The following is a 22,781-nucleotide window of genomic DNA, read 5'->3' as shown; positions in this document are numbered from 1 at the left end:
CGGCCGTCACCACCGCGTCCCGCCCGCGGGCCCGGCGCCGGGCCCGGCCGCCGGATCGGGCGCGCCGAAGGTCGTCCAGGCCGCGCGGGACGGCACGCGGAGCACGGTGCGGCCCGCGGCGGCGTTCAGGATCGTCGCGGCCCGCCAGGCACCCAGCGTGAGGTCCGGCGCGCCGACGCCGTGCGTGTGCATCTCCGCGTTCTGCACGAAGAGGGTGCCGCCCACCCTCGGGTCGAGGGCGACCCGGTACGCGCCGTCCACCCGGTAGCGGCCGTGCTCGTCCCAGTCGACGAGTCGGTGCGCGCCGTCGAGGAATGCCGGGCGCTCCGGCGCGTAGCCGGTGGCGGCGACGACGGCCGAGGTGCGGACGGTGAACTCGCGGCCCTGCCGTCGGTGCCGGCAGGTCAGCAGGTAGCCGTCCGGGGCGCGTTCGGCTGCCGTGACCTCCACCCCCGGGTGCAGCGCCGCACGGGGCGGTCCGCCGCCGATGGTGCGTTCGTACAGCTCGTCGTGGATGTCGCCCAGCGTCTCCTCGCTGACCCCCTTGTAGAGCTGCCACTGCTCCCGTACGAGGTCCGCGCGGTCCTTCGCGCGCAGCGTGCGGAAGTAGCGGACGTAGTCCGGGGTGAACTGCTCCAGGCCGATCTTCGAGTACTCCATCGGCGCGAACGCCTGGGTGCGGGCCAGCCAGCGGACGTACGGTCCTCCCGCTCCTGTGCCGTCCTGCTGCCGGATCAGGTCGAGTGCCACCTCGGCGCCCGACTGCCCGGCACCGATCACCGTGACGTCCTCCGCATCGGCGAGCAGGGCCCGGTGGGCGCGGTAGTCGGCGCTGTGCAGCACCGCGCCGCCCGGGTGGGCGCCGTGCTCCCCGAGCAGCGCGCGCAGGGGCGCGGGCACCTGCGGCCGGGTCCCGACACCCAGCACCACCTGGCGCGCCAGCACCCGGGACGCCCTACCGTCCGTGGCGCGATGGGTGACGGCGAAGGCCCGCTCCGTCTCGTCCCAGTCGAGGGCGACCACCTCGGCGTCGAAACGGCAGGAGGGCAGCCGCTCGGCGACCCAGCGGCAGTAGTGGTCGTACTCGCGACGGGGGATGTGGAACCGCTCGGAGAAGAAGAACGGGAACATCCGGTCGTGCTCCCGCAGGTAGTTCAGGTACGACCAGGGGCTCGTCGGGTCGGCCATGGTCACAAGGTCCGCCAGGAAGGGCACTTGGAGCACGGTGCCCTCCACGAGCAGTCCCGGGTGCCAGCTGAACGCGGGTCTGGCGTCGAGGAAGAGGGTGCGCAGGCCGTCCGCCCGGTCGGCGAGCGCCGCAAGGGAGAGGTTGAACGGCCCGATGCCGACGCCGAGCAGGTCGTACGGCCTTGGTGCGGTCGGTGCGGTCAACGCTCCTCCTGCGCTAGGGGGTTGGGGAGGTCGATGTAGACGGACTGGGTGTGCACGTCACCGAGCAGCTCGTCCAGGCCGTCCACGCAGGTGAGGTGGTTGGCCTTGCAGCGCAGGGTCGGCGCGTCGAGCAGCAGGTCGAGGAGCCCGCGGGCGCCCGGCTCGGCGGCCCGCAGTGCGGCGAGTTCGGTCCGCAGGACCCGCAGCAGCTCCCGCTCGTCGGCCAGTCCCAGCGCGCCGAAGGCGCCGACCAGGCCGAGGAGGTTGTTGATGCCGAGGTAGTAGCCGACGCGTTCGTCGACGAAGGCGTCCTCGAAGACCAGGTCCACGCCCTCGGTCGCGCCCGGGAGCAGGCGCTCCAGCTCCTCCGCCCGGGAGGCGGCGAGGTAGTAGCCCTGGCTGTCGCGGTACCAGCCGACCCGGGGGAGTCCGTCCGTGCCGAGCGCCACCAGAGTGTTCTGGTGGTGGGGTTCGAGCGCGATCCCGTACCGCGCCCGGAGCCGGACGAGCGGGACGGCGAGCACGCGCAGGTAGCGGGTCAGCCAGAGGGCGGCGGCCTCCCGGCCGTCCAGCCCGTGCGCCGCGGCGGTGCGCGCCACCGCCTCGGCGAGCAGGGCGCGGTACGGCGGAGGGCTGCCGTCCCCGGGGCCGGTGCGCTCGGCGACCAGCCCGGCCACGCACACCGCGTCCCGCGCCCCGCCGGTGAAGGGATTGTCCCGCAGCGCGGTCTCCAGCCCGGTCTCGGCCGCACCGGGACCGGCCGAGACCCAGGAGTGGTCCCGCAGGATGCCGAACTCCGGGTGCTCGGCGGCGAGCCAGCCCGACGGGCCGGTGGCCAGCAGCCGGGCGGCCCGCACTCCGAGGCGCATCTCGCCGCGCAGGTTGTTGCGCCGGGAGTTGGTGATCCGCATCCCGAGCGAGAGCTTGAGCATCGCGGGCGCGTCCGGCCGGTGCACGGTGCGCAGCGAGGAGGTGGGCCACCAGGCCGGGCCCGCGGGCCCCAGCGGTCTGAGCAGTCCGCGTGCCAGCAGCTCTGCGGCGGCGGGCCGCTCCAGGATGTCGCGGGCCTGCCAGGGGTGTGCCGGCATCGGCAGCATACCCGCGGGGAGCGCGGGCAGCTCGGCGTCCGTCGCGATCGCGTGGAGCAGCTCGGCGGTGCTCCTGCCGTCGGCGGACTCGCCGACCGCGGAGTCCGGGTGCACGGCGAACCAGTGCAGTGCGAACGAACCGCCCAGCTCGGGGGAGTAGGCGCGGAGTTCGGCCTCCGAGGCCTCTTCGCGGCTCTTGGGGGCCGGATGAAAGGGGTGGCCGAGCAGGAGTGCCTGCTCGCCCTGGCGAAACGGCTGTCGCCAGGCGTCCTCGGGAGCGGCCGACTCGGTGCGCCGCGCGGTGAGGTGGACCGCCGTGCGCTGGGCGGAGCCGAGTACCCGGCCGACCGCGTCGGCGCCCGTGTGCGGGGGACGGCCGCGCCCCGCGGTGGTCTCCCGCACGGCCGCGGCGGCCAGCAGCGCGATGTCCGCGGCGGCTGCGGCGCCGTCCGCGGCGGGCCCGCCGTCCAGCACGGCGGGCCCGAACCGGTGCCAGCCGGTGGCCGACCGGTGCCGCACGGGTACGCGGACGCGCAGACCGCTGTGCGGGAGGTCGAGCAGCAGGTCGGCACCGGCCGCCGGCACGTCGGTGCCGGTCTCGCGCACGAAGGCACGCAGCAGGGCCTCCGCCGCGGCGGCGTCGGCCGCCCGCAGCGGGTCGGGCAGGTCCAGCGGGTCGGGCCCGCCGGGCGCGGGCCCCGCGCCGGGCGAGGGCGGCCCGACGGGCCTCGGCGGCACAGCGCCGAGGGCGGTTTCGGGTGTCTCGGTCAACGGTCTCTCCGGTGGTCTCGGGGGCTGCCTTCAGAGCATCAGCCGCTGGGCGACCGGGTGGCCGAGGAAGGCGTGCATGGCGAACTCCCAGCCGTAGGAGCCCGCGTAGGGGAACACCACCAGGTCGCCGGCCCGGATGCGGTCCACCCGCACGTCCCGCAGCAGGGTGTCCTCGGGCGTGCACAGCTCGCCGACCACCGTCACCCGGACGTCCTCGGCGCTCGGCCGCGGGCACTCCTCGGCCCAGTGGTCGACCGGCAGGACCGCGATGTTGTGCACGATCTCCCACGACGTCGGGAGCTGGAAGTGGTTGATGCCGCCGCGCAGCATCGCGAACCAGTGCCCGTAGGAGGACTTCAGGTCGGTGACCTCGGCCGCGTACCAGCCGCAGTCGGCCACCAGGTAGCGTCCCGGCTCCAGCACGACCGTGACCCCCTCCGGCGGGGTGACCTCGGCGACGGCCGCGCCGAACGCCGCCACGTCGAACGGCTCCTCTCCCTCGAAGGCGACCCCGATGCCGCCACCGACGTCGATGTGCCGCAGGTCCACCCCGTGGGCCGTGGCGGTGGCAGCGCTCCACTCCACGCACCAGCGCAGGTAGGCGGCCTGGGACACGGCGTCGAGGTTGTTCGAGGCGGCGTGGATGTGGAAGCCCACGAGGTCGAGTCCCGGAAGCTTGCGCACCGCTTCCAGTACCTCGGGCACCTCGGGCTCGGCCACGCCGAACTGGGAGGGCTCCCCGCCCATCTGGAGGGAGCCGATGACCGGGATTCGTTCCGGGTTCACCCGCAGCGCCACCCGGGCCGTGGTGTCCTCGTCGACGGCGATCCGGCTGATCCGGTGCAGTTCCAGCAGGCTCTCGGCGTTGATCGCCGCCACTTCCGCCCGCACCAGGTCGGTCAGCACCGGCACCGACTTCGCCGGCCCGGCGGCCACCACCGGCAGGGGGCCCGTGCCCTGCGGCAGTACCTCCAGGGCGAGGGCGAGTTCGGCCTGCGAGGCGACCTCGAAGCCGTCGACGTCGCTCGCGAGGCCGCGCAACACGCCGGGGAAGGAGTTCGCCTTGACCGCGTAGAACACGGATGCCCAGTCGGGGAGCGCCTCCCGCAGGCTCCTGGCCCGCCCCGCGGCGGTGTCCGCGTCGTAGAGGTAGGCGGACACCGGCTCGGGGCCGCGGCTCAGTTCGGTCAGCCGGTCCCTCAGGTGTTGCGGCAGGGAGGCGGTGGGGTGTGCGACGCGCGGTGCGGCGGAGGGCGGGAGCTGGATGGACACGGAAGCTGCCTCGTTCGGGGGTGGGGGCCGTGCGGCCGCACGGACTCGGTCGGGGCCGGCGTGCGGGCGGAATGTGCCCGCGGTCGCCGTCGCGGAGTGCTGCGGCGGGTCAGGGGCGCAGCTCGCGCACCACCATGTGGTGCGGACGCCAGCCGGGGTACGGCTCGGTGGTGCCGACCCGTGTGAAGCCGTAGCGGTCGTACCGGTCGAGCACGACGCGGTTGCCCTCGGCGACGAGGGCGGCGGCCCGCTGCTCGGTCCGTGGGGAGAGGAACTCCTGGACGAGGAGGACGCCGGTCCCCAGGCGCTGCCAGGACCCCCGTACGAGTAGCTCGCAGAGGGCGACCGTCCGTCCGGGGTGCTCCCGGACGAACTCCGGGTCGGGGGCCGGCGCCAGGCCCTCCCACCACAGGGTGTCCGGGGGCAGGGTGTAGCCGTAGAGATAGCCGGCGACCTCCTGTCCGTCCAGTGCGGCGACCAGCAGGAAACCGGGACGGGCCGCGTGCCGGGCCAGCCGGTCGGCTATCGGCGGGTCGCAGTGGTCGGGCAGCCCGAGGTCCTCGGCGTGCACCTGTACGTAGGCGCGGGCCCAGCGTTCGGGATCGCGTGCCACCGAGGCGCCGTCGTGGTGCTCGGTGCGCAGGCTCGTCGGGGCCTGCACGGCGGATCCGGTGGATCTGGTGGTCACGGTTCTCCTCGTGGCTGCGTCGGCGTGCGGGTGCGGTGCGGGTGCGGCTTCGGGCGTGTCGTGCGAGGACGGGGTGCGGTCCGGGGGGCCGGGGTCACGGGGAGGAGGGGGCCGCGCCGCCCGGGTCGGCGTGTCCGGCGTGTGCGCCGGCCGGCCGGCAGGAGGCCGGAGGGGCCGCTCCGGCTGCCGGACCCTCCGGGTGCGCCGGCGGGGTGTCCGCAGGGCGACGGGAGGCGGGGACGCGCTCCGCCGAGTCCTCCACGATCCGCGCCGCCTGCTCGGTCACGAGTTTGAGCAGCGGGCACAGGTCCTCGGCGGTGGTGCGCGGATGGAGCAGGGTCGCCTTCAGCCACAGCCGCGGCACTCCGTCGCCGTCCGTCGTCCGGGCCCGGCCGAGCACCGCGCGGCCGTCGGTGAGCAGCCGCCGCCGGATCTCGGCCACCAGCGCGTCCCCCTCCTCGTCCGGCATCCCGTCGGCCGCCGTCGGACGGAAGAGTACGGTGCTGATCCCCACCCCGCCCGGGGGGCGCCGCAGCGCGGGGTGGGCGTCGACCAGGTCGGCGAACCGCCGCGCGGTGTCCACGCAGTGTTCGACGAGCCCGGCCACGCCCGAACGCCCCAGTGCTCGCAGAGTGGTGGCGATCTTCAGGACGTCCGGGCGGCGGGAGGTGCGCAGCGAGCGGCCGAGCAGGTCGGGCAGTCCGGCCTCGGTGTCGTCGTCGGCGTTCAGGTACTCCGCGCGCAGCGAGAGAGCCTCCAGCGTCCGGCCGTCGGCGACGGCGATCAGGCCGGCTGCTACCGGCTGCCAGCCCAGCTTGTGCAGATCCCAGGTGATCGACACGGCCCGCTCGATACCGCGCAGTTGCGGGGCGAGCGTCTCGCTGAACAGCAACGGCCCGCCGTAGGCGGCGTCCACGTGCAGTTCGGCACCGTACCGCTCGACCACCGCGGCCAGTTCGGGCAGCGGGTCGATCAGGCCCTCGTCCGTCGTGCCGGCGGTGGCGACGAGGAGGGCGGGTGCGCCGTCGAGGGCGGCGAGCCGTCGGTCGACGGCGCCGGGGTCGATGCGGCCGCCGGTGCAGGCGACCGGCAGGGGAGCGGGCAGGCCGAGCAGCCAGCAGGCGCGGCCCACGCTGTGGTGCGCGTTCGTTCCTGCCAGTACCCGCAGCGGTCCCGCCCCACGTGCCTGGGCGCGCTCCCTGGCGAGCAGCAGGGCGACCAGGTTGGACTCGGTGCCGCCGCTGGTGATCAGCGCGTCCGGTGCCGGGTGCCCCGGATAGGTGAGGGCGGACAGCGCGCGGGTGACCTCCTCCTCGATCACGGCGGAGGCCGGGGCCTGGTCCCAGGAGTCCATCGACGGGTTCAGCGCGGAGGCGGCCAGGTCCGCCGCGGCGGCCAGCGCCAGCGGCGGGCAGTGCAGATGGGCGACGCAGTGCGGGTCCGAAGGGTCCGCCGCCCCCTGGGCGGCCGCGCGCACCATGTCGTACAGCGCGTCCCGGCCCCCGATGCCTACCTCCGGCAGTACCGGTGCGCACAGCTCCCGGGTGCGTGCGGCGACCGTGTCGGGGCCGCCCGCGGGGAGCGGACCGCCGCGTGCCGCGGCACCGTCGGCGAGGGCGTTCAGCGTGACGGCGGTCAGTGCGCGCAGGGCCCGCACGTCGTCCATCGCGGCGGCGGTGTCCTGGGGTTCGGTCATGCGGCACGCTCCACATCGGTCGGGGCGTCGGGGCGGTGCGGGGCGGTGTGCGCCCGCGGACCGGACCGGACGGACGTCGCGGCGGAGCGACGGCGGCAGCAGAGGCGCGCGGTGCGGCCGGCCGGCTCCCTCCGGGCATCCGGGCCTCCGGCGGAAGCGCCGATCACGGGCCGCCCGTACCGCGGTGCGGCGTGGGGGCGGGGGGCACGCAGCATGCGCGGTTTCCTTCGGTGACGGTCGGGGGCGCAGATCCAGCACACGGGTGCGCCGGGTGAACCCCTCGGAGAACACCCGACGCACCCACAACAACGTTAGGTAAGCCTAACCTTATACTCCGCTCTCGTCCGTCGAAGTGTGGGGCGCATCGGCGCACGGCGGGCGCAGGGCGACACCGGGGCGCGCGAAATCCGGGCACGACTGCGCGCCGGGCACGCACACGCCGGTGCCCAGCGCGGGAACCCGCGCCGGGTCACTCCCTGCTGAGGGGGATCACCAGCAGGTTGCCGGTCTCCTCGTCGTGCCGCACGCGGGCCCGCAGCCCGAACACCTCCCGGAGCAACGTCTCGGTGAGCACCTCCTCCGGGGCGCCCGAGGCCACGATGTGGCCGTCCTTCATCGCGATCAGCCGGTCCGCGTACCGGGCGGCCAGTGCCAGGTCGTGCAGGACGAGCACCACTGTCCGCCCGGTGTCCCGGTGCAGACGGCGCACCAGGTCGAGCACCTCGACCTGGTGCGCCAGGTCGAGGTGGTTCGTCGGTTCGTCCAGCAGCAGCAGTTCCGTCTCCTGCGCCAGCGCCATGGCGATCCAGGCCCGCTGCCGCTGGCCGCCGGAGAGCTCGTCCAGTGTCCGCTCGGCCAGATCGTGGGTACCGGTGGCCCGCAACGCCCTCTCGACCACCGCCTCGTCGGTGCTCGACCAGCGCCGGTACCAGGTCTGGTGCGGGTGCCTGCCGCGGGCGACGAGGTCTGCCACGGTCAGCCCCTCGGGTGCCGCCGGCGACTGCGGGAGCAGGCCCACCAGCGAGGCCACCCGGCGGGTGGGCATCCGGTGCACCGGCTCGCCGTCCAGCAGCACCTGCCCGCTCACCGGCGTCATCAGACGGCCGAACGCCCGGAGCAGGGTGGACTTGCCGCAGCCGTTCGGCCCGATCACCGCGGTCACCGAGTTGTCCGGGACGTCCATGTCGAGCGCGTGCACGACCGGCTCGCCGCCGTACGAGAGGGTCAGCCGCTCGGCGCGCAGCCGTACGGACCCGGTGGATGCGGAGGGCTGGACGGCTCCCGGCGCCGGGTGGTCGCGGGACGGGGCGGGGCGGTTCCGGGTGGTGTCGGTCACGAGCTGCGGGCCTTTCCGCTCCGGACGAGCAAGTACAGCAGGTAGGGAGCCCCGAGCGCGGCGGTGAGGATGCCCACCGGGAGTTCGGTGCTGCCGAACGCCGTCCGTCCGAGCACGTCCGCCCAGACCGTCACGGCGGCGCCGAGGAGCGCCGAGGCCAGCAGCGGGGGAGTCCCGGTACGCAGCAGCCGCAGGGCCAGTTGCGGAACCGCCAGCGCCACGAAGGCCACCGGCCCGGCGGCGGCGGTGGCCGTCGCGGTGAGCAGTACGGCCGTGAGCAGCAGTGCGGTCCGGGCGGAGGTCATCCGTACCCCCAGGCCGCGGGCGGTGTCCTCGTCGAACGCCATCGCCCCGAACTGGAGGGAGAGCAGCAGCGCCGCGGGCAGCAGAACCGCCAGCGCCCACGCGGTGGGCCGGACGGTGTCCCAACCGGTGGCGTTGAGACTGCCGTTGAGCCAGACGAAGGCCCGCCCGGCGTCAACGATGTCCGCCTTCACCAGGAACCAGGAGAGCATGCTGGAGAGCACGGCGTTGACCCCGACACCGATCAGCAGCACCCGGTAGCCGGTGATGCCCTGCCGGACGGCGAGCAAGTAGATGACCACCGCGGTCGCCAGACCGCCGCCGATCGCCGCGGCCGGCACGCCGAGATCGGCGGCGGGGCCGCTGACGCTGCCGTTCGCCCCGCCCAGCACGATCACGGCCACCGCGCCGACGCCCGCGCCCGTGGTGATGCCCAGGATGTCGGGGCTGGCCAGCGGATTGCGGGCGATGCCCTGGATGAGTGCCCCGGCCAGCCCCAGGGAGGCACCGACGAGTGCCCCCACGACGGAGCGCGGCAACCGCAGCTCCAGCACCACGAGGCGCGCGGCCTGCTCGCCGCCGCCGAACAGCACCTCGACCACCTCGGCCACCGACAGCCCGTAGCTGCCCCGCCCGCTGTTCACCACGACGCCGGCGAACAGCACGAGGGCGATGAGCAGCGGCACGGCGAGGGTGCGCGGACGCCAGACACCGGAGACCGCGCCGAGTCGCACCGGCACCCGCCCCGGGACCGCCGGCCCGTGCCGCCGCCCGCGCGGTCCGGACCCGCCCGGGTCCGTGCCGCCGCGGGCGGCCCGCTCCTTCGCCCGGGCGCGTGCCGCACCGGGCCCCGCGGCGCTCACAGCCGCACCGGCCGACGGCGACGGACGAGGTACACGAACACCGGACCACCGATCAGCGCGAGCATGATTCCGACCTGGAGTTCCCCGGGCCTGGCCACCAGGCGGCCGAGCGTGTCGGCGGCCAGCATCAGCGCTCCGCCCAGCAGCCCCGCGTAGGCCAGCACCCACCGGTAGTCGGGCCCGGTGAAGTGGCGTGAGAGGTGCGTGGCGATCAGCCCGACGAAGCCGATCGGACCGCAGACGGCGACCGCGGCGCCGGTGAGCAGGGTGATGGCGGCCATGCCCAGGACCCTGGTCGAGCCCAGCCGCACGCCGAGCGCCTTGGCGACGTCCTCCCCGAGCGAGAGGGCGTTGAGCCCGGGCGTGTTCGCTGCGGCCAGCAGCAGGCCGAGCACGACGAACGGCAGGATCTGGAGCGTGAGGTCCAGTGGCCTGCCGCTGACCGAGCCGACGGTCCAGAAGCGGTAGGTGTCCAGCGCCTGCCGGTCGAGGATGACCATGCCCGCGGTCAGGGCGGTGAACAGGGCGTGCGCCGCGGCCCCGGCAAGAGCCAGTGTCACCGGGGTGGCCCCGTCGCGTGCCATCGTCCCGACCAGGTGGACGAGCGCGGTGGCGAGCAGCGCGCCGAGGAAGGCGAACCAGACGTAGCCGTAGAGACCGTTCACCCCCAGCAGGAAGATCGCCGCGACCACGCACATCCCGGCGCCCGCGCTGATGCCCAGTACGACGGGGTCGGCGATCGGGTTCCGGGTGTGACCCTGCATCAGCGCGCCCGCCACGCCCAGGGCGATGCCGGCCACCGCGGCGAGTGCGGTGCGCGGGGCCCGCAGTGAGCGGACGATGATGTCGCCCTCGGTTCCGGACGGCGACCAGAGGCCGTGCCAGACCTCGCCCCATCCCAACTGCCGGGACCCGAAGGCGAGGCTGAGCAGCACGGTCAGCGCGAGCAGGCCGAGCAGGAACAGAAGTCCCGTCCAGCGCCTGCCCGCGCGCGGCGACGCGCTCTGTCGCCGGACCCGGACCCGGGTCGGCGCAGGTAGCGCTTCTGTCACGATCCCCTCCGCGGTACCGCATGGCTGATTAGGTGAGCCTATCCTTACAGCGCACTCACTCATGAGAGAAGGGACCCTCGATGAGAGCCCGCTGGCTCACTCGATTCGGCCGCACCGCCGGAGCCGCTGCCGTAACCGCTGGACTGCTCGCCACCGCCGCCTGTGGAGGCGGCTCGGACAAGGATACGGACGACACCGGCTCCTCCTCCGCCGCCTCCGACTCCGCGTTCCCACGCACGGTCGAACACGCCATGGGCGAGGCGGAGATCAAGGAACGGCCGCAGCGGGTCGTCGCTCTCGACATGACCTTCGTCGACGCCACCCTGGCCCTGGAGACGCCCGTGGTGGGCTACACCACCTTCGCCTCCCCGGACGAGGAGCTGCCCGCCTACTTCGGCGAGGACGCGGAGGAGTACGGCAAGGAGGCGACACCGGTCGGCATGCTGGCGGAGCCGGACCTGGAGAAGATCACGGCCCTGGAGCCCGACCTCATCCTCTCCGCCAAGGTGCGGCACGAGAAGCTCTACGACCAGTTGAGCGCCATCGCCCCCACTCTCTTCACCGAGGACACCGGCGCCACCTGGAAGGAGAACCTCGGCCTGGTGGGCGAGGCCCTCGGCCAGGAGGAACTCGCCGAGGAGAAGGTCGGAGCCTTCGAGGAGCGCGCGCAGGCGATCGGTGACGCGGTCCGTGAGAAGGACGGCGGCAACCCGGAGGTCTCCGTGGTCCGGTTCGTCGACGGGCCGACGCGGCTCTACAAGGAGGACACCTACATCGGTGTCCTCGTCAATGACCTCGGTTTCGACAAGCCGGCGGACGCGCAGGGCACCGGCTTCAACGCGGACGTCTCCGAGGAGCAGATCAAGAAGGTCGACGCAGACGACATCTTCGTCACCGCCTACCCGGACCCGCAGGGCGCCTCCGAGAAAAGCCGGGACAAGTACACCTCCAACCCGCTCTGGAAGCAGCTGAAGGGCGAGGTGCACGAGGTCGACGACATCACCTGGATGATCGCCGTCGGGCTCTACGGCGCCCACGAGGTTCTCGACGACGTGGCCGACACCTACGGGGTGGACGCCGCCCGCTCCTGACCGCCGGACACGGGCCGGGCCGTGCGGGGGCACTCGGCGCACAGGTGCTCCGCCCCCAGCGTGTAGCGGAAGCAGCACCCGGTCCGCCGGCGAACCGGCGGCGGGCCGTCCGGTCCGTCGCCGCCCGCCGCCCACCGCCCACCGGCCCAGGTGCCGGCGGGCGCGGCGGAATCCGGTAGCCGGCCCGGCCGGGGAAGGGGGGCGTGCCGCCCGGCAGCAGGAGCCCGGCCTCCCGTGCGGCGGCGTCCCGGTCACCCAGCAGACCGCCGAGGAAGGCCAGTCCCTCGGCCGGTTCGTCGGTGGCGGGAGCCCACAACCCGTGCCCGCGGCGGCGCACCAGCGGCGCGAACCCCGCAAGCACCGGGCCCAGATGTGCGGCGACCGCGGCGCGGAGTTCGGCCCGCAGGGCCTCCTCGTCCGGCACGGCCCGCACGCCGGGAAGCCTCGTGGCCGGATCGCCGGCCAGGCAGCTCATCCGCGCGGGCAGCACGGAGAGTGTGCCGCCCAGCTCGTCGTACGCGCTCTCCTCCGGGGCCGGCCACGGGACCCCGTGCTCCAGATACCACGGACCGCTCATGGCGGGGACGGCCACGAAGGCGTACTGGTGGAGGAGTTCGGTGGCAGCCACGTCGCGTCGCGGCACCCTGCCGAAGGCGGCCGCCATCCGCGCGGTCTGGAGGCGCACCAGCGCGTCGAGGAGCGCCGGGTCCGCGGCGAGCCCGCCCCCGGTGAGCGTGGCCTCCGCGGGCGGTGGGCCGACCGCGAGGCGTACCAGCGGGGACGCCGCGCCGAACCGCCGGTAGACGCCGTCGAGCAGCGCGCGGTACGAACCGGGCGCCGCCTCCGGCCCCTCCAAATCGTCGGTGCGGGCGGTGGACGGCGTCAAAGGGACCTCCTCGCACTGCGGGCGCGCTCACCCTAAGGGCTCTCCCGCGTCCCGTGGCAGGCCCGTGAGCGCCGTCGGGGCCGTTCGGAGTAGCCGAACGTAACCATCACCCCCGGGCTCCGTTGCACCGCGCAGAGATGATCACCACAGTCGACTCTGTACGGAGCCCGTGAGCTGATGAGTAGAAACCGCACGCAGAAGGGGCGCCGGCACCGCCGGGTCAACCGCACACCGCGCCCCGTGACCCGCGCCCGGCCGTCGCAGGCGGCGGGCGCCGAGGAACTCCGGTCGCCGACCGGTGCCCCGGCCGCCGCCGGGTCGCCGGACCCGGCCGGCACCCCCGTCGCCGTCCCCGCCGTCCCCGCCGTCCCCGCCGTCCCCGCCGTCCCCGCCGTCCCCGCCGTCCCCGCCGTCCCCGTCTCTGTCGCCGACGTGCCGGCGGTGCCGGAGCCGGCGGAGGAGCCCCGTCCGGAGGCGACCGCCGTGCCGCTGAGCCGCACCGCGTCCCGCACCTGGCGGCAGCTCCGGGAATGCGGGGAGGCCGGTGCCACGGTGGCCGACCTCAGCGCGGCGGTCGGGTACCAGCCGCCCACCATCGCCAAGCACATCGACCAACTCGTCGGCCACCGGCTGATCCAGCAGCGTGACGGCCGCTGGTTCGCCCGGGAGGCGGCACCGGCCGGACCGTAACCCCGCCCCGAAGCGGCGGGTTGCCGGAACCGTACGAGGGTGCGGGTCCGACGGTCGTCCGCGCCTCTGGCAGTCGGAAGTGCCGCCGGAGACGGGGACGGGCCGCTCACTCGCAGAGCGCCATCCCGGCCTCGATGGCTGCCCCGAGGCTGAGCCGGGTGCCGTCGGACTCCGGATCGGTGGCCCAGACCGGGTCCGGGGCGGGGTGGTCCGTCTGCGCGTCGCCCGTGAGGCCGTACTCGGCCCCGTCAGTGGCGAACGTGACCTTGCCGCCCCGGCACCCCAGAGTGCCCTTCTCCACGGTGAAGGGCCACGGGTCGACCTCCTCCGCCGTCACCTCGCGGGTGGCCGCGGGCTCCTGCGTCGCGGACCGCTCCTCCTCCGGAGGCGGCGAGTCGTCGGGCTGGGCGGTTCCGCAAGCGGTGAGACAGGCGAGGAGGGCAGCGGCGGTGAGAGCGTGGCGGCGGTTCATGGCGGTCAGGGTGGCGCAGCCGGACCGCCGGGACACGGAAAGTGATCATGCTGTGACGTTCTCCCGCCTGGCATACGCCGTAGAACGGTGCTTTTCGGTCGTCCGCCGCCCGCGAGGGCCCCTCCCGTACCGCCCTCCCGCCTCGCCGCCGACCCGTGCGGGCGGCCGCCCGGCAGCCGGAGCCACGCCGCCGGTTTCGAGACACCCGCACCGGGCTACCCGGCCCGCCGGCCGTACCGGCCGCGACGGATTTCCGAGCCGCCCCGCGCGGCGGAAGAGGAGGTGCAGCGTGACCAGTCCGCGACCGCCGGGAGGCCCCGGCCCCACTGACCCCGACCCCGTGCCCCCGGACCCGGGCCCGTCCCCGGGGCCGCCGGCGCCCGAACCGGGCCCCTCTCCGGGACCGCAGCCGGGCCCGGGACCGGTCCCGCCCGCGCCCCCGGGGCCCGGGCCCGGGCCGGGCCCCGAACCGCAGCCCGCCCCGGGCTGAGCCGGCGCAGTCGCCCGCCTCGGCGGAACGCATCGGGGGAGGGCGGCGGATTGGACGGCCGCATTCCGGGCACTGGGAACCGGACCTTTGCACGGAACCACGTCACAGCAGGAGGTCGAGTCGTGGGCGTTCGCAGGCTCCTCCGTAAATGGCCGGCGTACCGGCAGCTCACCGGGACGGACTTCCTCGGCCGGGGGAGCGCGGTGACCTCCGAGTACACCGAGTCGCTCCGCCCCCGGACCGGGACCGCCGACCGGGTCGTGAAGTCGATCTGCCCGTACTGCGCCGTCGGCTGCGGCCAGCAGGTCTACGTCAAGGACGAGAAGGTGGTGCAGATCGAGGGCGATCCCGACTCGCCGGTGAGCCGGGGCCGGCTCTGTCCCAAGGGCTCCGCGACCCTCCAGCTGACCACCGGCTCCTCCCGGCGGCACCAGGTGCTCTACCGGCGGCCGCACGGCACCGGGTGGGAGCCGCTCGACCTGGACACCGCGATGGACATGGTGGCCGACCGGGTGATCGCGTCCCGACGGGAGGGCTGGGAGTGGGAGCAGGACGGGACCCGGGTGGCCCGCACGATGGGAGTGGCGAGCCTGGGCGGGGCCACCCTGGACAACGAGGAGAACTACCTCATCAAGAAGCTGCTGACGGGACTCGGCGTGGTGCAGGTGGAGAACCAGGCGCGGGTCTGCCACAGCTCCACCGTCGCAGGCCTCGGCACCTCCTTCGGCCGCGGCGGCGCGACGACGTTCATGCAGGACCTCCAGAACTCGGACTGCATCGTCATCCAGGGCTCGAACTACGCCGAAGCGCACCCCGTCGGCTTCCAGTGGGTGATGGAGGCCAAGGCGCGCGGAGCCCGCGTCATCCACGTCGATCCGCGCTTCACCCGCACGAGTGCTCTCGCCGACCGGCACGTGCCGATCCGGGCGGGCACGGACATCGCCTTCCTCGGCGGCGTCATCCACTACGTGCTGAGCCGTGAGAAGGACTTCCGGGAGTACGTGAAGGCGTACACGAACGCCTCCCACCTCGTGAGCGAGGAATTCCTGGACACCGAGGACCTGGACGGCGTCTTCTCCGGTTACGACCCGGAGAAGCACGACTACGACCAGCGGTCCTGGCAGTACGCCGGCTCCACCGTGCAGGCCTCGGCGGGCGACCGGGACAGCCTCTTCCAGGAGCGGATCGAGAACGACGCGGACCAGAAGGAGGAGCACGCGGCGGGAGGCGCGGAGAGTCACGGCTCCGGCGGAGCGGTCGCCGCCGCCGATCCCGAGCGGGACGACACGCTGACCGACCCGCGCTGCGTCTACCAACTGCTCAAGCGGCACTACGCCCGCTACACCCCCGAGATGGTGGAGCAGGTGTGCGGCGTGCCGCAGGACGCGTTCCTGTCGGTCTGCGAGGCCCTCACGGAGAACTCCGGGCCCGACCGCACCAGCGCCTTCGTCTACGCGGTGGGCTGGACGCAGCACACCGTCGGCGCGCAGTACATCAGGGCCGCGAGCGTCCTCCAACTGCTGCTCGGCAACATCGGGCGCCCGGGCGGCGGCATCCAGGCGCTGCGCGGCCACGCCTCCATCCAGGGCTCCAGCGACATCCCGACGCTGTACAACCTGCTGCCGGGCTACCTGCCGATGCCCCACGCGCACGCCCACCAGGACCTGGAGGCCTTCGTCACCTCCAGCCGCACCGGCAAGGGCTACTGGGGCGAGATGCGGGCGTACTTCGTCAGCCTGCTCAAGTCCTACTACGGGGACGCGGCCACCGCGGAGAACGACTTCTGCTTCGACCACCTGCCCCGGCTCACCGGTGACCACAACCACTACTCCACCGTGCTCGCCCAGCTCGACGGCACCTGCAAGGGCTACTTCCTGATGGGGGAGAACCCGGCCGTGGGATCCGCCAACGCGCGGCTGCAGCGCCTGGGCATGGCCGAACTGGACTGGCTGGTGGTGCGGGACTTCTCCCTCATCGAGTCGGCGACCTGGTGGCAGGACGGGCCGGAGATCGACACCGGCGAGCTGCGGACCGAGGATGTGGGCACCGAGGTGTTCTTCTTCCCCGCCGCCTCGCACACCGAGAAGTCCGGCACCTTCACCAACACCAACCGCTGGCTCCAGTGGCACGACGCGGCCGTCGAGCCGCAGGGCGACGCCCGCAGCGACCTGTGGTTCATGTACCACCTCGGCCGCCGCATCAAGGCGAAGCTGGCCGACTCGGACGATCCGATGGACCGCCCGGTGCAGGACCTCACCTGGGACTACCCGGTGGAGGGACCGCTGGAGGAGCCGGACGCCGCGGCGGTGCTGGCCGAGATCAACGGCTACGGGCCGGACGGCGCACCGCTCAGCGCCTACACCGAGCTGAAGGACGACGGCTCCACCCGCTGCGGCTGCTGGATCTACTGCGGGGTGTACGCCGACGGGGTCAACCAGGCCGCGCGCCGCAAGCCGCACACCGAGCAGGAGTGGACCGCCCGGGAGTGGGCGTGGGCCTGGCCCGCCAACCGCCGTGTCCTGTACAACCGAGCGTCCGCCGCCCCGGACGGCACGCCGTGGAGCGAACGGAAGGCCTACGTCTGGTGGGACGCGGAGGCGGGTGAGTGGACCGGCCACGACAACGCCGACTTCGTTCCGGGCCGACCGCCCGACTACGTGCCCCCGGAAGGCGCCCAGGGCTCCGCGGCCCTGCGCGGCGACGACCCGTTCGTCATGCAGGCCGACGGCAAGGGCTGGCTGTACACGCCCGCCGGGCTCGTCGACGGGCCGATGCCCACCCACTACGAGCCCCAGGACTCGCCGTTCCCCAACGCGCTGTACCCACGGCACGCGCGGTCACCGGTGCGGCAGCTCTACTCCCGGGAGGGCAACGAGTACCACCCCAGCGGCGACGAGCCGGGTGCGGGCGTCTACCCGTACGTCGTGACCACCCACCGGCTGACCGAGCACTTCACTGCCGGCGGGATGAGCCGGTGGACGCCGTTCCTCAGCGAGCTCCAGCCGGAGTTCTTCTGCGAGCTGTCGCCGGAACTCGCCGAGGAACGGGGGCTGGAGCACAACGGCTGGGCGACGATCATCACCGCGCGCAGCGCCGTGGAGGCCCGGGTGATGGTCACCCGGCGGATCAGGCCGCTGACGGTGCACGGCCGGGCCGTGCACCAGATCGGCCTGCCCTTCCACTGGGGCGCGAACGGCCTCGTCACCGGGGACGCGGCGAACGAGCTCGTCGCCATCTCCCTCGACCCCAACGCCCACATCCAGGAGGACAAGGCGCTGACTGCGGACATCCGGCCCGGCCGCCGCCCGCGCGGCCCCGCCCTGCGTGACTTCGTCGCGGAGCACCGACGCCGCGCGGGCGTCACCACGACGACCGGCCGGGACCCGGACGTTCCCGGCCGTCCCGACGCGCCCGACGGCCCAGCTGCCAGCGGCAAGGAAGGCACGACGTGAGCGACCACCTCTTCAGCGGCCCCGAGTCCGACCCCGCCGGCGACTCCGGGTACCCCGACGCCCCGCCCCGGGTGGGCTTCTTCACCGACACCTCGGTCTGCATCGGCTGCAAGGCCTGCGAGGTGGCCTGCAAGGAGTGGAACGCGATTCCCGAGGACGGCCTCTCGCTCAGCGGCATGTCCTACGACAACACCCAGGAACTGGGCGCCTCGACCTGGCGTCACGTCGCGTTCATCGAGCAGCCGGCGACCGCCTCGCCCGAGCCGCCCGCCCCCGAGGGCCGCACCCGGCTGCCGCTGACGGCCGAGGAGCCGGCGGGCGGGGGCGGCTGCGGTTCCTCCGCCGAGGGCGCCGGCTGCGCCTGCTCGTCAGACGGGGCGAGCGCTTCCGGCGCCGTCGCGGACCCCGGCTCGGGCGACATGCGGTGGCTGATGTCCTCCGACGTCTGCAAGCACTGCACGCACGCCGCCTGCCTGGACGTGTGCCCCACCGGTTCGCTGTTCCGCACCGAGTTCGGCACCGTGGTCGTGCAGGAGGACATCTGCAACGGCTGCGGCTACTGCGTACCCGCCTGCCCCTACGGCGTGATCGAGCAGCGGCCCCACGACGGCCGGGCGTTCAAGTGCACCATGTGCTACGACCGGCTCGGTGCCGGACAGGAGCCCGCCTGCGCCAAGGCCTGCCCCACCGAGTCCATCCAGTTCGGGCCACTGGACGAACTGCGGGAGCGGGCCGCGGCCCGGGTCGACCAGTTGCAGGAGGCCGGGGTGTCCGACGCCCGGCTCTACGGCCACGACCCCGGGGACGGCGTCGGCGGCGACGGCGCGTTCTTCCTCCTGCTGGACGAACCCGAGGTCTACGGCCTTCCGCCGGACCCGGTGGTCACCACCCGGGACCTGCCCGCGATGTGGAAGCACGCCGGACTCGCCGGCCTGTCGCTGGTGGGCGGTCTGCTGGCCGCCTTCGGCGCGGCCGGAGCGCTGCGGAGGGGGACGGGACGATGACCGACGACCGCCACGAACGGCTCTCCTCCCACGAGCAGTCGCCCTCCCACGCGGAGGGCCACCTGCCCGCGCACCGTGACGTGTCGGGCCGGGAAGCCGCGCCCGAGTCGCTGTGCGGGGGCTCCGGCCCGGCAGCCGCGGCCACCGCGGAGGGCGGACCGGCCCCGGAGTCCTCGGGCGGCCGGCGCAGGCGTCGCGGGGGCAGGCGGGGCGAACAGGCCATGGTGCCGCGGGCCGAGTTCCGCAGCTACTACGGAAAGCCGGTGATCAAGGCACCCGCCTGGGAGGCGCGCGACATCGCCGGGTACTTCTTCCTCGGCGGCCTCGCCGGAGCCGGATCGGTCCTCGCGGCGGGGGCCCACCGCACCGGCCGCACCCGTACCGCCACCGGCCTGAAAGTCTCCTCGCTCGGCGCGGTCTCGCTTGCCACCGCGGCCCTCATCCACGACCTCGGGCGCCCGGCGCGGTTCGCCAATATGCTCCGGGTGTTCAAGCCCACCTCGCCGATGAGCGTCGGGTCCTGGCTTCTCGCGGCCTACGGCCCGGCCGCCGGGGCGGCGGCGGTCACGGCCGCCACCGGCCGCCTGCCGCGGATCGGCGCGGGCGCCACCGCGGCGGCCGCCGCGCTCGGCCCCGCCGTCGCCACCTACACCGCCGTACTGGCGGCCGACACGGCCGTCCCGGCGTGGCACGACGCGCACCGTGAGCTGCCCTACCTGTTCGCCGCCTCGGCCACCGCGGCCGCCTCCGGCATGGCCCTGCTGGTGGGCCCGAGCCGGGAGGCCGGACCGGCTCGCGCCGCGGCGGTGATCGCGGCGGCCGCCGACGCGGCGGCCGACCGGGCCGTGGAGCGGCGGCTGGGCGAGGTCGCCGAGACCCTCCGCACCGGGCGGGCCGGGCGGCTGATGCGCGCGGCCCGGGTGCTCAACGCGGCCGGCGCAGGCGTCGCGGCGCTCGCCGGGCAGCACCGGGTCGCCGCGGGCCTGGGCGGTGCCGCGCTGCTCGCCGGTTCCGCCTGCACCCGCTTCGGCGTCTTCGCCGCGGGCATCGCCTCCGCGGAGGACCCCCGCTACACCGTCGGCCCGCAGCGGGCGCGCCGCGCCGAGCGGGAAGCCGCGGCGGCGTCCCCCGCGCCGTCCGGGTCGGAGGCGGAGGACGGGACGGAACCGCCGGGCCGCTGAGGCCGGTGCAGGACCGGGCCGCCGTGGGCCGGGGCCGCCGCCCGCGAGGAGCGGCGGCCCCGGCCCGTCCCTCTGCGCGGCCATCGGGTGAAGGGGCACCACGTCGGAGCGCCGCCGGGCGCGGCCCTGCCCCGTTCCGGTGGCCGCCTCCGGAGTGCCCGTGAACAGCCGGCGGACGGTTGGGTGGGTGGCCCTCCCGGGCTCCGACGTGCGTGCTCCGGAGGGCTGCCCGGCCTGCCGGACGCTGCGCCCGGGGCACGCCGGGCGCACGGCGCGCGGGGCCTCCCGATCGCCGCTACGGTGGTCGGGAAAGTGCTTGGTGGCCGCCGGCAGGCGGCGGGTGTTCCCGGCACCGCAGTCCCGCGGCATGCCGGGGTCCGCCCCGTTCCTTGCCCGAGGGCGTCGGACATCCACAGGACCAGAAAGGGTGCCGTTCATGCGGAAAGCTGACCGCACCGACCTTCGGGAGCCCTGCGCCGATCTCCGGGACCCGGCGGAACTGGCCGAGCGGATCGCCCAACTGGAGCAGGCGGTGGAGTCGCACGCCGTGATCGACCAGGCCATCGGCGTGGTGATGACCGTGGCGGGCTGCGAACAGGAGCGGGCCTTCCTGGTGCTGCGCGACGCCTCACAGCGCAGCAACACCAAACTGCGCCTCGTCGCCCGCCAGGTCACCGACTGGGCCAGAAGCGGCAGCATCGACCCCCGGCTGGCTCAGCTCCTCGCCGAAGGCCTCTCCCAGCGCTGCGGGGGACGCATGGGTACTCGGGGCCGCTCCGGCTGAAGCCCCGCCCGGGCGCTGGGCCCCCGCCCCGTACAGTCCGCTGCCCCCGCCCCGTACAGTCCGCCCGCGGGCGGCACGAATGTCGCGGCAGCACTCCGATCTCTGTCCCGGCCGCGCCCGTCGATCCCGCGCCCCGGCCCTGCTCCTCCGGAACGATCCGTCCCGGCTCCCGATCGACGAGATGCCGCGGAAGCCGGGACGGGTGGGACGGACGGAGCGGCCGGGTAGCACGGGAGGGTTGGGTTACTTGTCGAGTGCCCGCTCCAGGTCGGCCTTCCTCATCTGCGACCGGCCCCTGACGTTGCGGCGCTGCGCCTCGGCATAGAGCTGGTCGTACGTGGGCCCGCCGGAGCCCTTGTGGGAGCGCTCGCCGCCGCGCACCGGCGCCGGCTTGTCCTTGGTCGAGGTGCGGCTGGCGGTCGCGCTCTCACCCGACTGGGCACGTTCCTTGTTGACCGTGCGGGCGGCGATCTCCTTGGCCCGTGAGGTGCTGGTGCCGCGCTCCTCGGCGCCTTCCTTGACGTGCTCGTACTGCCGTTCCCGCTTGGGGGAGGAACCACTGGGCATGATTGATTCTCCTTCTCGGTGGGGCGTGGGCGGGTGGTGGCGCGGGTTCGCCACAGGCCGCGGTCTGTCGAACCCGCGCCCGTCAGGGCCGGCCGCCCACTCCGGTGGCGGCCTCGTCCAGCCGGTCGGCGGCGCTGCCGCTGCGGAGCGTGGGGGTGGGCCCGCCGGAGCCGTGCCGCAGGCCGCACAGCAGCGCGGCCACTGCTTGCGGGCCGGTGCGGTGGGGCTGCCAGTCGAGTTCCTCGCGGGCCCGGCCGGTCGCCAGCAGCGGCAGCCGCAGCAGCGTGTCGAAGAGTTGCGGGGAGGCGGGGACCATCCGCAGCCGCCACGCGGCCGCGAGCAGCGACCGCACCGGCAGTTCGGGCACCCGCACCGTGCGGGCCTCCAGGAGCTTCGCCAGCTCCGCTGCGTCGAGCGGCTGCTCGCCCGCGAGGTTGAAGGCACCGCGCACCGGACGGTGCACCGCCCGGGCGAAGGCGTCGGCGACGTCGTCGGTGTGGACGGCCTGGAAGCGCAGCCCCGGCACGTCGGGCACGAAGGGGACCACTCCCGGACGGAGCAGCCGGTTGGGCAGCAGCGGTCCCGCGAACAGCCGGCGCTGCTCCATCGCGGCCTGCTGCTGGAAGACGAAGGCCGACCGCATCCGTACCACCCGAACTGCCGGGTGCGCCTCCTCGAAGATGTCGAGGAGCCGCTCCACGTAGGCCTTCTCCCGGGAGTAGGCGGCGGTCGGCCAGCCGTGCGTCGGCCACGACTCGTCCACCGGCCGGTCCGGGTCGGCGGCGTCCCTGGGGGAGTACGCGGCGACCGACGACGCGACGGCCACGGCCGGCACCCCCGCCGCCGCGACGGCGCGGAGCACCCGCTCGGTGCCCAGCACGTTGGTGCGCCAGGTGATCGCGGGCGCGTGACTCGGCTGCATCAGCCAGGCCAGGTGGATGACCGCGTCCGCGCCGCGAAAGGCCTCGGTGAGCGCCTCCGAGGCACGCTCCCTGCCGATGTCGGTGCTCAGCCAGTGCGTTCCCTCCGGCTGCCACCGCGGCGGCCTGCGCGCGACAGCGGTCACGGAGGCGACCTCCGGGTCCGCGGCGAGGGCCCGCAGCACCCCGGTGCCGACGTTGCCGCTGGCTCCGGTCACCACCACCCGGACCCCGGTGCCCGGCCGTTTCGATGCGTGCGCCATGTCCGTCCCCTTTTCCCGGCCGCCGGCTGTGCGGGCGCCCGACTCGTGCGGAGTTACCCCGCGCCTTCCCGCGCATGCGGCTCCCGTCGGGCCCGCCTGCGCCGTGCGGCCCCGGCGGGGCCGGGGCCGCACGGGGCCGGCCCGCTCAGGGCCCCTGGCGGTCGCCCTTGCCCATCTGGTGGGGCGAACCGTGCGGCGGACCGTGACCGGGCTCGGGCGAGGTGGCCGGTGTCACCGGTGACCCCGTACGGCGCCCTGCCGGCGCTCCGGTGCCCTCGGACGAGCCGCCAGGGGAGGGCGTTCCGCCCTCCCGCAACTGCCGGACACGGCTCTCCAGCAGCAGCTTCACCCCGGCCCGGTCGGCGTGGGCCCGCTCATGGGCGAGCAGTTCCTCCAGCTCCGCCTCCTCCAGGCTGCGGATCCGGTGCTCCACGGCGTTCACCGGCAGCTCGTCCCAGTCGGCGAGCGGAAGTGCGTTCTCGCTGCTCATGGTCGTCCTCCTCGGTACTCGGCCGGGTGG

The 22,781-nt window shown here is 74.6% G+C and carries 19 protein-coding genes; 6 read left to right on the top strand and 13 right to left on the bottom strand.

Annotation, left to right across the window (positions count from 1 at the left end; translation table 11 throughout):
• Nucleotides 1-6: 6 nt before the first annotated feature.
• The 8 genes from H300_RS0115670 to H300_RS0115630 all read right to left on the bottom strand — a co-directional run bounded on the left by H300_RS0115670 (nucleotide 7) and on the right by H300_RS0115630 (nucleotide 10,461).
• A complete protein-coding gene (locus tag H300_RS0115670) occupies nucleotides 7-1,392 on the bottom strand; it encodes a SidA/IucD/PvdA family monooxygenase (protein WP_028428184.1) in 1,386 nt (461 codons plus the stop codon).
• Nucleotides 1,389-3,251, bottom strand: coding sequence for an IucA/IucC family siderophore biosynthesis protein (locus tag H300_RS27185; protein WP_051270090.1), 1,863 nt, complete (start codon nucleotides 3,249-3,251; stop codon nucleotides 1,389-1,391). Before H300_RS27185 ends, H300_RS0115670 begins: the two co-directional genes overlap by 4 nt.
• A gap of 30 nt (nucleotides 3,252-3,281) precedes the next feature.
• Nucleotides 3,282-4,523, bottom strand: a complete 1,242-nt coding sequence (locus H300_RS0115660) for an alanine racemase (RefSeq protein WP_199779197.1) — start codon at nucleotides 4,521-4,523, stop codon at nucleotides 3,282-3,284.
• Between the two features lie 109 nt (nucleotides 4,524-4,632).
• Nucleotides 4,633-5,211 carry a GNAT family N-acetyltransferase gene (locus tag H300_RS0115655; RefSeq protein WP_051270089.1) on the bottom strand — a complete coding sequence of 193 codons (579 nt, stop codon included), beginning with the start codon at nucleotides 5,209-5,211 and terminating at the stop codon, nucleotides 4,633-4,635.
• A gap of 94 nt (nucleotides 5,212-5,305) precedes the next feature.
• Entirely contained in the window at nucleotides 5,306-6,907 is a 1,602-nt protein-coding gene (locus H300_RS27180) for a pyridoxal-dependent decarboxylase (protein ID WP_078516039.1), read from the bottom strand.
• A gap of 469 nt (nucleotides 6,908-7,376) precedes the next feature.
• The gene (locus tag H300_RS0115640) at nucleotides 7,377-8,150 is read right to left on the bottom strand and encodes an ABC transporter ATP-binding protein (RefSeq protein ID WP_028428180.1); all 774 of its coding nucleotides are present in this window, start codon (nucleotides 8,148-8,150) and stop codon (nucleotides 7,377-7,379) included.
• Between the two features lie 89 nt (nucleotides 8,151-8,239).
• Entirely contained in the window at nucleotides 8,240-9,280 is a 1,041-nt protein-coding gene (locus H300_RS27175; protein ID WP_486583903.1) for a FecCD family ABC transporter permease, read from the bottom strand.
• A 125-nt stretch (nucleotides 9,281-9,405) separates the two neighbouring features.
• Nucleotides 9,406-10,461, bottom strand: a complete 1,056-nt coding sequence (locus H300_RS0115630; protein ID WP_486583902.1) for a FecCD family ABC transporter permease — start codon at nucleotides 10,459-10,461, stop codon at nucleotides 9,406-9,408.
• An 80-nt stretch (nucleotides 10,462-10,541) separates the two neighbouring features.
• On the opposite strand from H300_RS0115630, the gene H300_RS0115625 reads away from it, so the two are divergent.
• On the top strand, nucleotides 10,542-11,552 hold the full coding sequence (locus H300_RS0115625) for an iron-siderophore ABC transporter substrate-binding protein (protein ID WP_028428178.1): 1,011 nt from the start codon (nucleotides 10,542-10,544) through the stop codon (nucleotides 11,550-11,552).
• Here H300_RS0115625 and H300_RS32470 read toward each other — a convergent pair.
• On the bottom strand, nucleotides 11,461-12,438 hold the full coding sequence (locus H300_RS32470; protein ID WP_028428177.1) for a hypothetical protein: 978 nt from the start codon (nucleotides 12,436-12,438) through the stop codon (nucleotides 11,461-11,463). The genes H300_RS0115625 and H300_RS32470 overlap by 92 nt on opposite strands.
• Nucleotides 12,439-12,615: 177 nt before the next feature.
• On the opposite strand from H300_RS32470, the gene H300_RS31530 reads away from it, so the two are divergent.
• On the top strand, nucleotides 12,616-13,128 hold the full coding sequence (locus H300_RS31530; RefSeq protein ID WP_028428176.1) for a helix-turn-helix domain-containing protein: 513 nt from the start codon (nucleotides 12,616-12,618) through the stop codon (nucleotides 13,126-13,128).
• A 106-nt stretch (nucleotides 13,129-13,234) separates the two neighbouring features.
• Here H300_RS31530 and H300_RS29355 read toward each other — a convergent pair whose 3' ends face one another.
• Nucleotides 13,235-13,600, bottom strand: coding sequence for a DUF2511 domain-containing protein (locus H300_RS29355; RefSeq protein WP_158678373.1), 366 nt, complete (start codon nucleotides 13,598-13,600; stop codon nucleotides 13,235-13,237).
• A gap of 612 nt (nucleotides 13,601-14,212) precedes the next feature.
• Here H300_RS29355 and fdh point away from each other — a divergent pair.
• The 4 genes from fdh (at nucleotide 14,213) to H300_RS29350 (ending at nucleotide 20,511) form a co-directional block, all read left to right on the top strand.
• Nucleotides 14,213-17,542, top strand: a complete 3,330-nt coding sequence (fdh, locus tag H300_RS27165) for a formate dehydrogenase (protein WP_051270087.1) — start codon at nucleotides 14,213-14,215, stop codon at nucleotides 17,540-17,542.
• Nucleotides 17,539-18,546 carry a 4Fe-4S dicluster domain-containing protein gene (locus tag H300_RS0115600; protein ID WP_028428175.1) on the top strand — a complete coding sequence of 336 codons (1,008 nt, stop codon included), beginning with the start codon at nucleotides 17,539-17,541 and terminating at the stop codon, nucleotides 18,544-18,546. The genes fdh and H300_RS0115600 overlap by 4 nt, the downstream gene beginning before the upstream one ends.
• Before the next feature lie 221 nt (nucleotides 18,547-18,767).
• Nucleotides 18,768-19,727: an NrfD/PsrC family molybdoenzyme membrane anchor subunit gene (nrfD, locus tag H300_RS27160; RefSeq protein WP_051270100.1), complete on the top strand. Its 960-nt coding sequence runs from the start codon at nucleotides 18,768-18,770 to the stop codon at nucleotides 19,725-19,727.
• Between the two features lie 436 nt (nucleotides 19,728-20,163).
• Nucleotides 20,164-20,511 carry an ANTAR domain-containing protein gene (locus H300_RS29350; RefSeq protein ID WP_106966853.1) on the top strand — a complete coding sequence of 116 codons (348 nt, stop codon included), beginning with the start codon at nucleotides 20,164-20,166 and terminating at the stop codon, nucleotides 20,509-20,511.
• 243 nt (nucleotides 20,512-20,754) lie between these two features.
• Here H300_RS29350 and H300_RS0115585 read toward each other — a convergent pair whose 3' ends face one another.
• From H300_RS0115585 to H300_RS0115575, 3 genes are all read right to left on the bottom strand, one after another.
• Nucleotides 20,755-21,078, bottom strand: coding sequence for a hypothetical protein (locus tag H300_RS0115585; RefSeq protein WP_028428174.1), 324 nt, complete (start codon nucleotides 21,076-21,078; stop codon nucleotides 20,755-20,757).
• Between the two features lie 82 nt (nucleotides 21,079-21,160).
• Complete coding sequence (locus H300_RS0115580) at nucleotides 21,161-22,261, bottom strand: NAD-dependent epimerase/dehydratase family protein (RefSeq protein ID WP_028428173.1); 1,101 nt, start codon at nucleotides 22,259-22,261, stop codon at nucleotides 21,161-21,163.
• A 145-nt stretch (nucleotides 22,262-22,406) separates the two neighbouring features.
• Nucleotides 22,407-22,751: a DUF8129 domain-containing protein gene (locus tag H300_RS0115575; RefSeq protein ID WP_028428172.1), complete on the bottom strand. Its 345-nt coding sequence runs from the start codon at nucleotides 22,749-22,751 to the stop codon at nucleotides 22,407-22,409.
• Nucleotides 22,752-22,781: the final 30 nt, after the last annotated feature.

The organism is Streptomyces sp. TAA040, assembly GCF_000424845.1.
Note: the sequence above shows the minus strand (reverse complement) of the source record. Positions and strands in the feature narration are given on the sequence as shown.

Coding starts and splice junctions, on each gene's coding strand:
- H300_RS0115575 (WP_028428172.1), bottom strand. CDS start 22,751: ATGAGCAGCGAGAACGCACTTCCGCTCGCCGACTGGGACGAGCTGCCG.
- H300_RS29355 (WP_158678373.1), bottom strand. CDS start 13,600: ATGAACCGCCGCCACGCTCTCACCGCCGCTGCCCTCCTCGCCTGTCTC.
- H300_RS31530 (WP_028428176.1), top strand. CDS start 12,616: ATGAGTAGAAACCGCACGCAGAAGGGGCGCCGGCACCGCCGGGTCAAC.
- H300_RS0115580 (WP_028428173.1), bottom strand. CDS start 22,261: ATGGCGCACGCATCGAAACGGCCGGGCACCGGGGTCCGGGTGGTGGTG.
- H300_RS27180 (WP_078516039.1), bottom strand. CDS start 6,907: ATGACCGAACCCCAGGACACCGCCGCCGCGATGGACGACGTGCGGGCC.
- nrfD (WP_051270100.1), top strand. CDS start 18,768: ATGGTGCCGCGGGCCGAGTTCCGCAGCTACTACGGAAAGCCGGTGATC.
- H300_RS0115585 (WP_028428174.1), bottom strand. CDS start 21,078: ATGCCCAGTGGTTCCTCCCCCAAGCGGGAACGGCAGTACGAGCACGTC.
- H300_RS29350 (WP_106966853.1), top strand. CDS start 20,164: ATGCGGAAAGCTGACCGCACCGACCTTCGGGAGCCCTGCGCCGATCTC.
- H300_RS0115625 (WP_028428178.1), top strand. CDS start 10,542: ATGAGAGCCCGCTGGCTCACTCGATTCGGCCGCACCGCCGGAGCCGCT.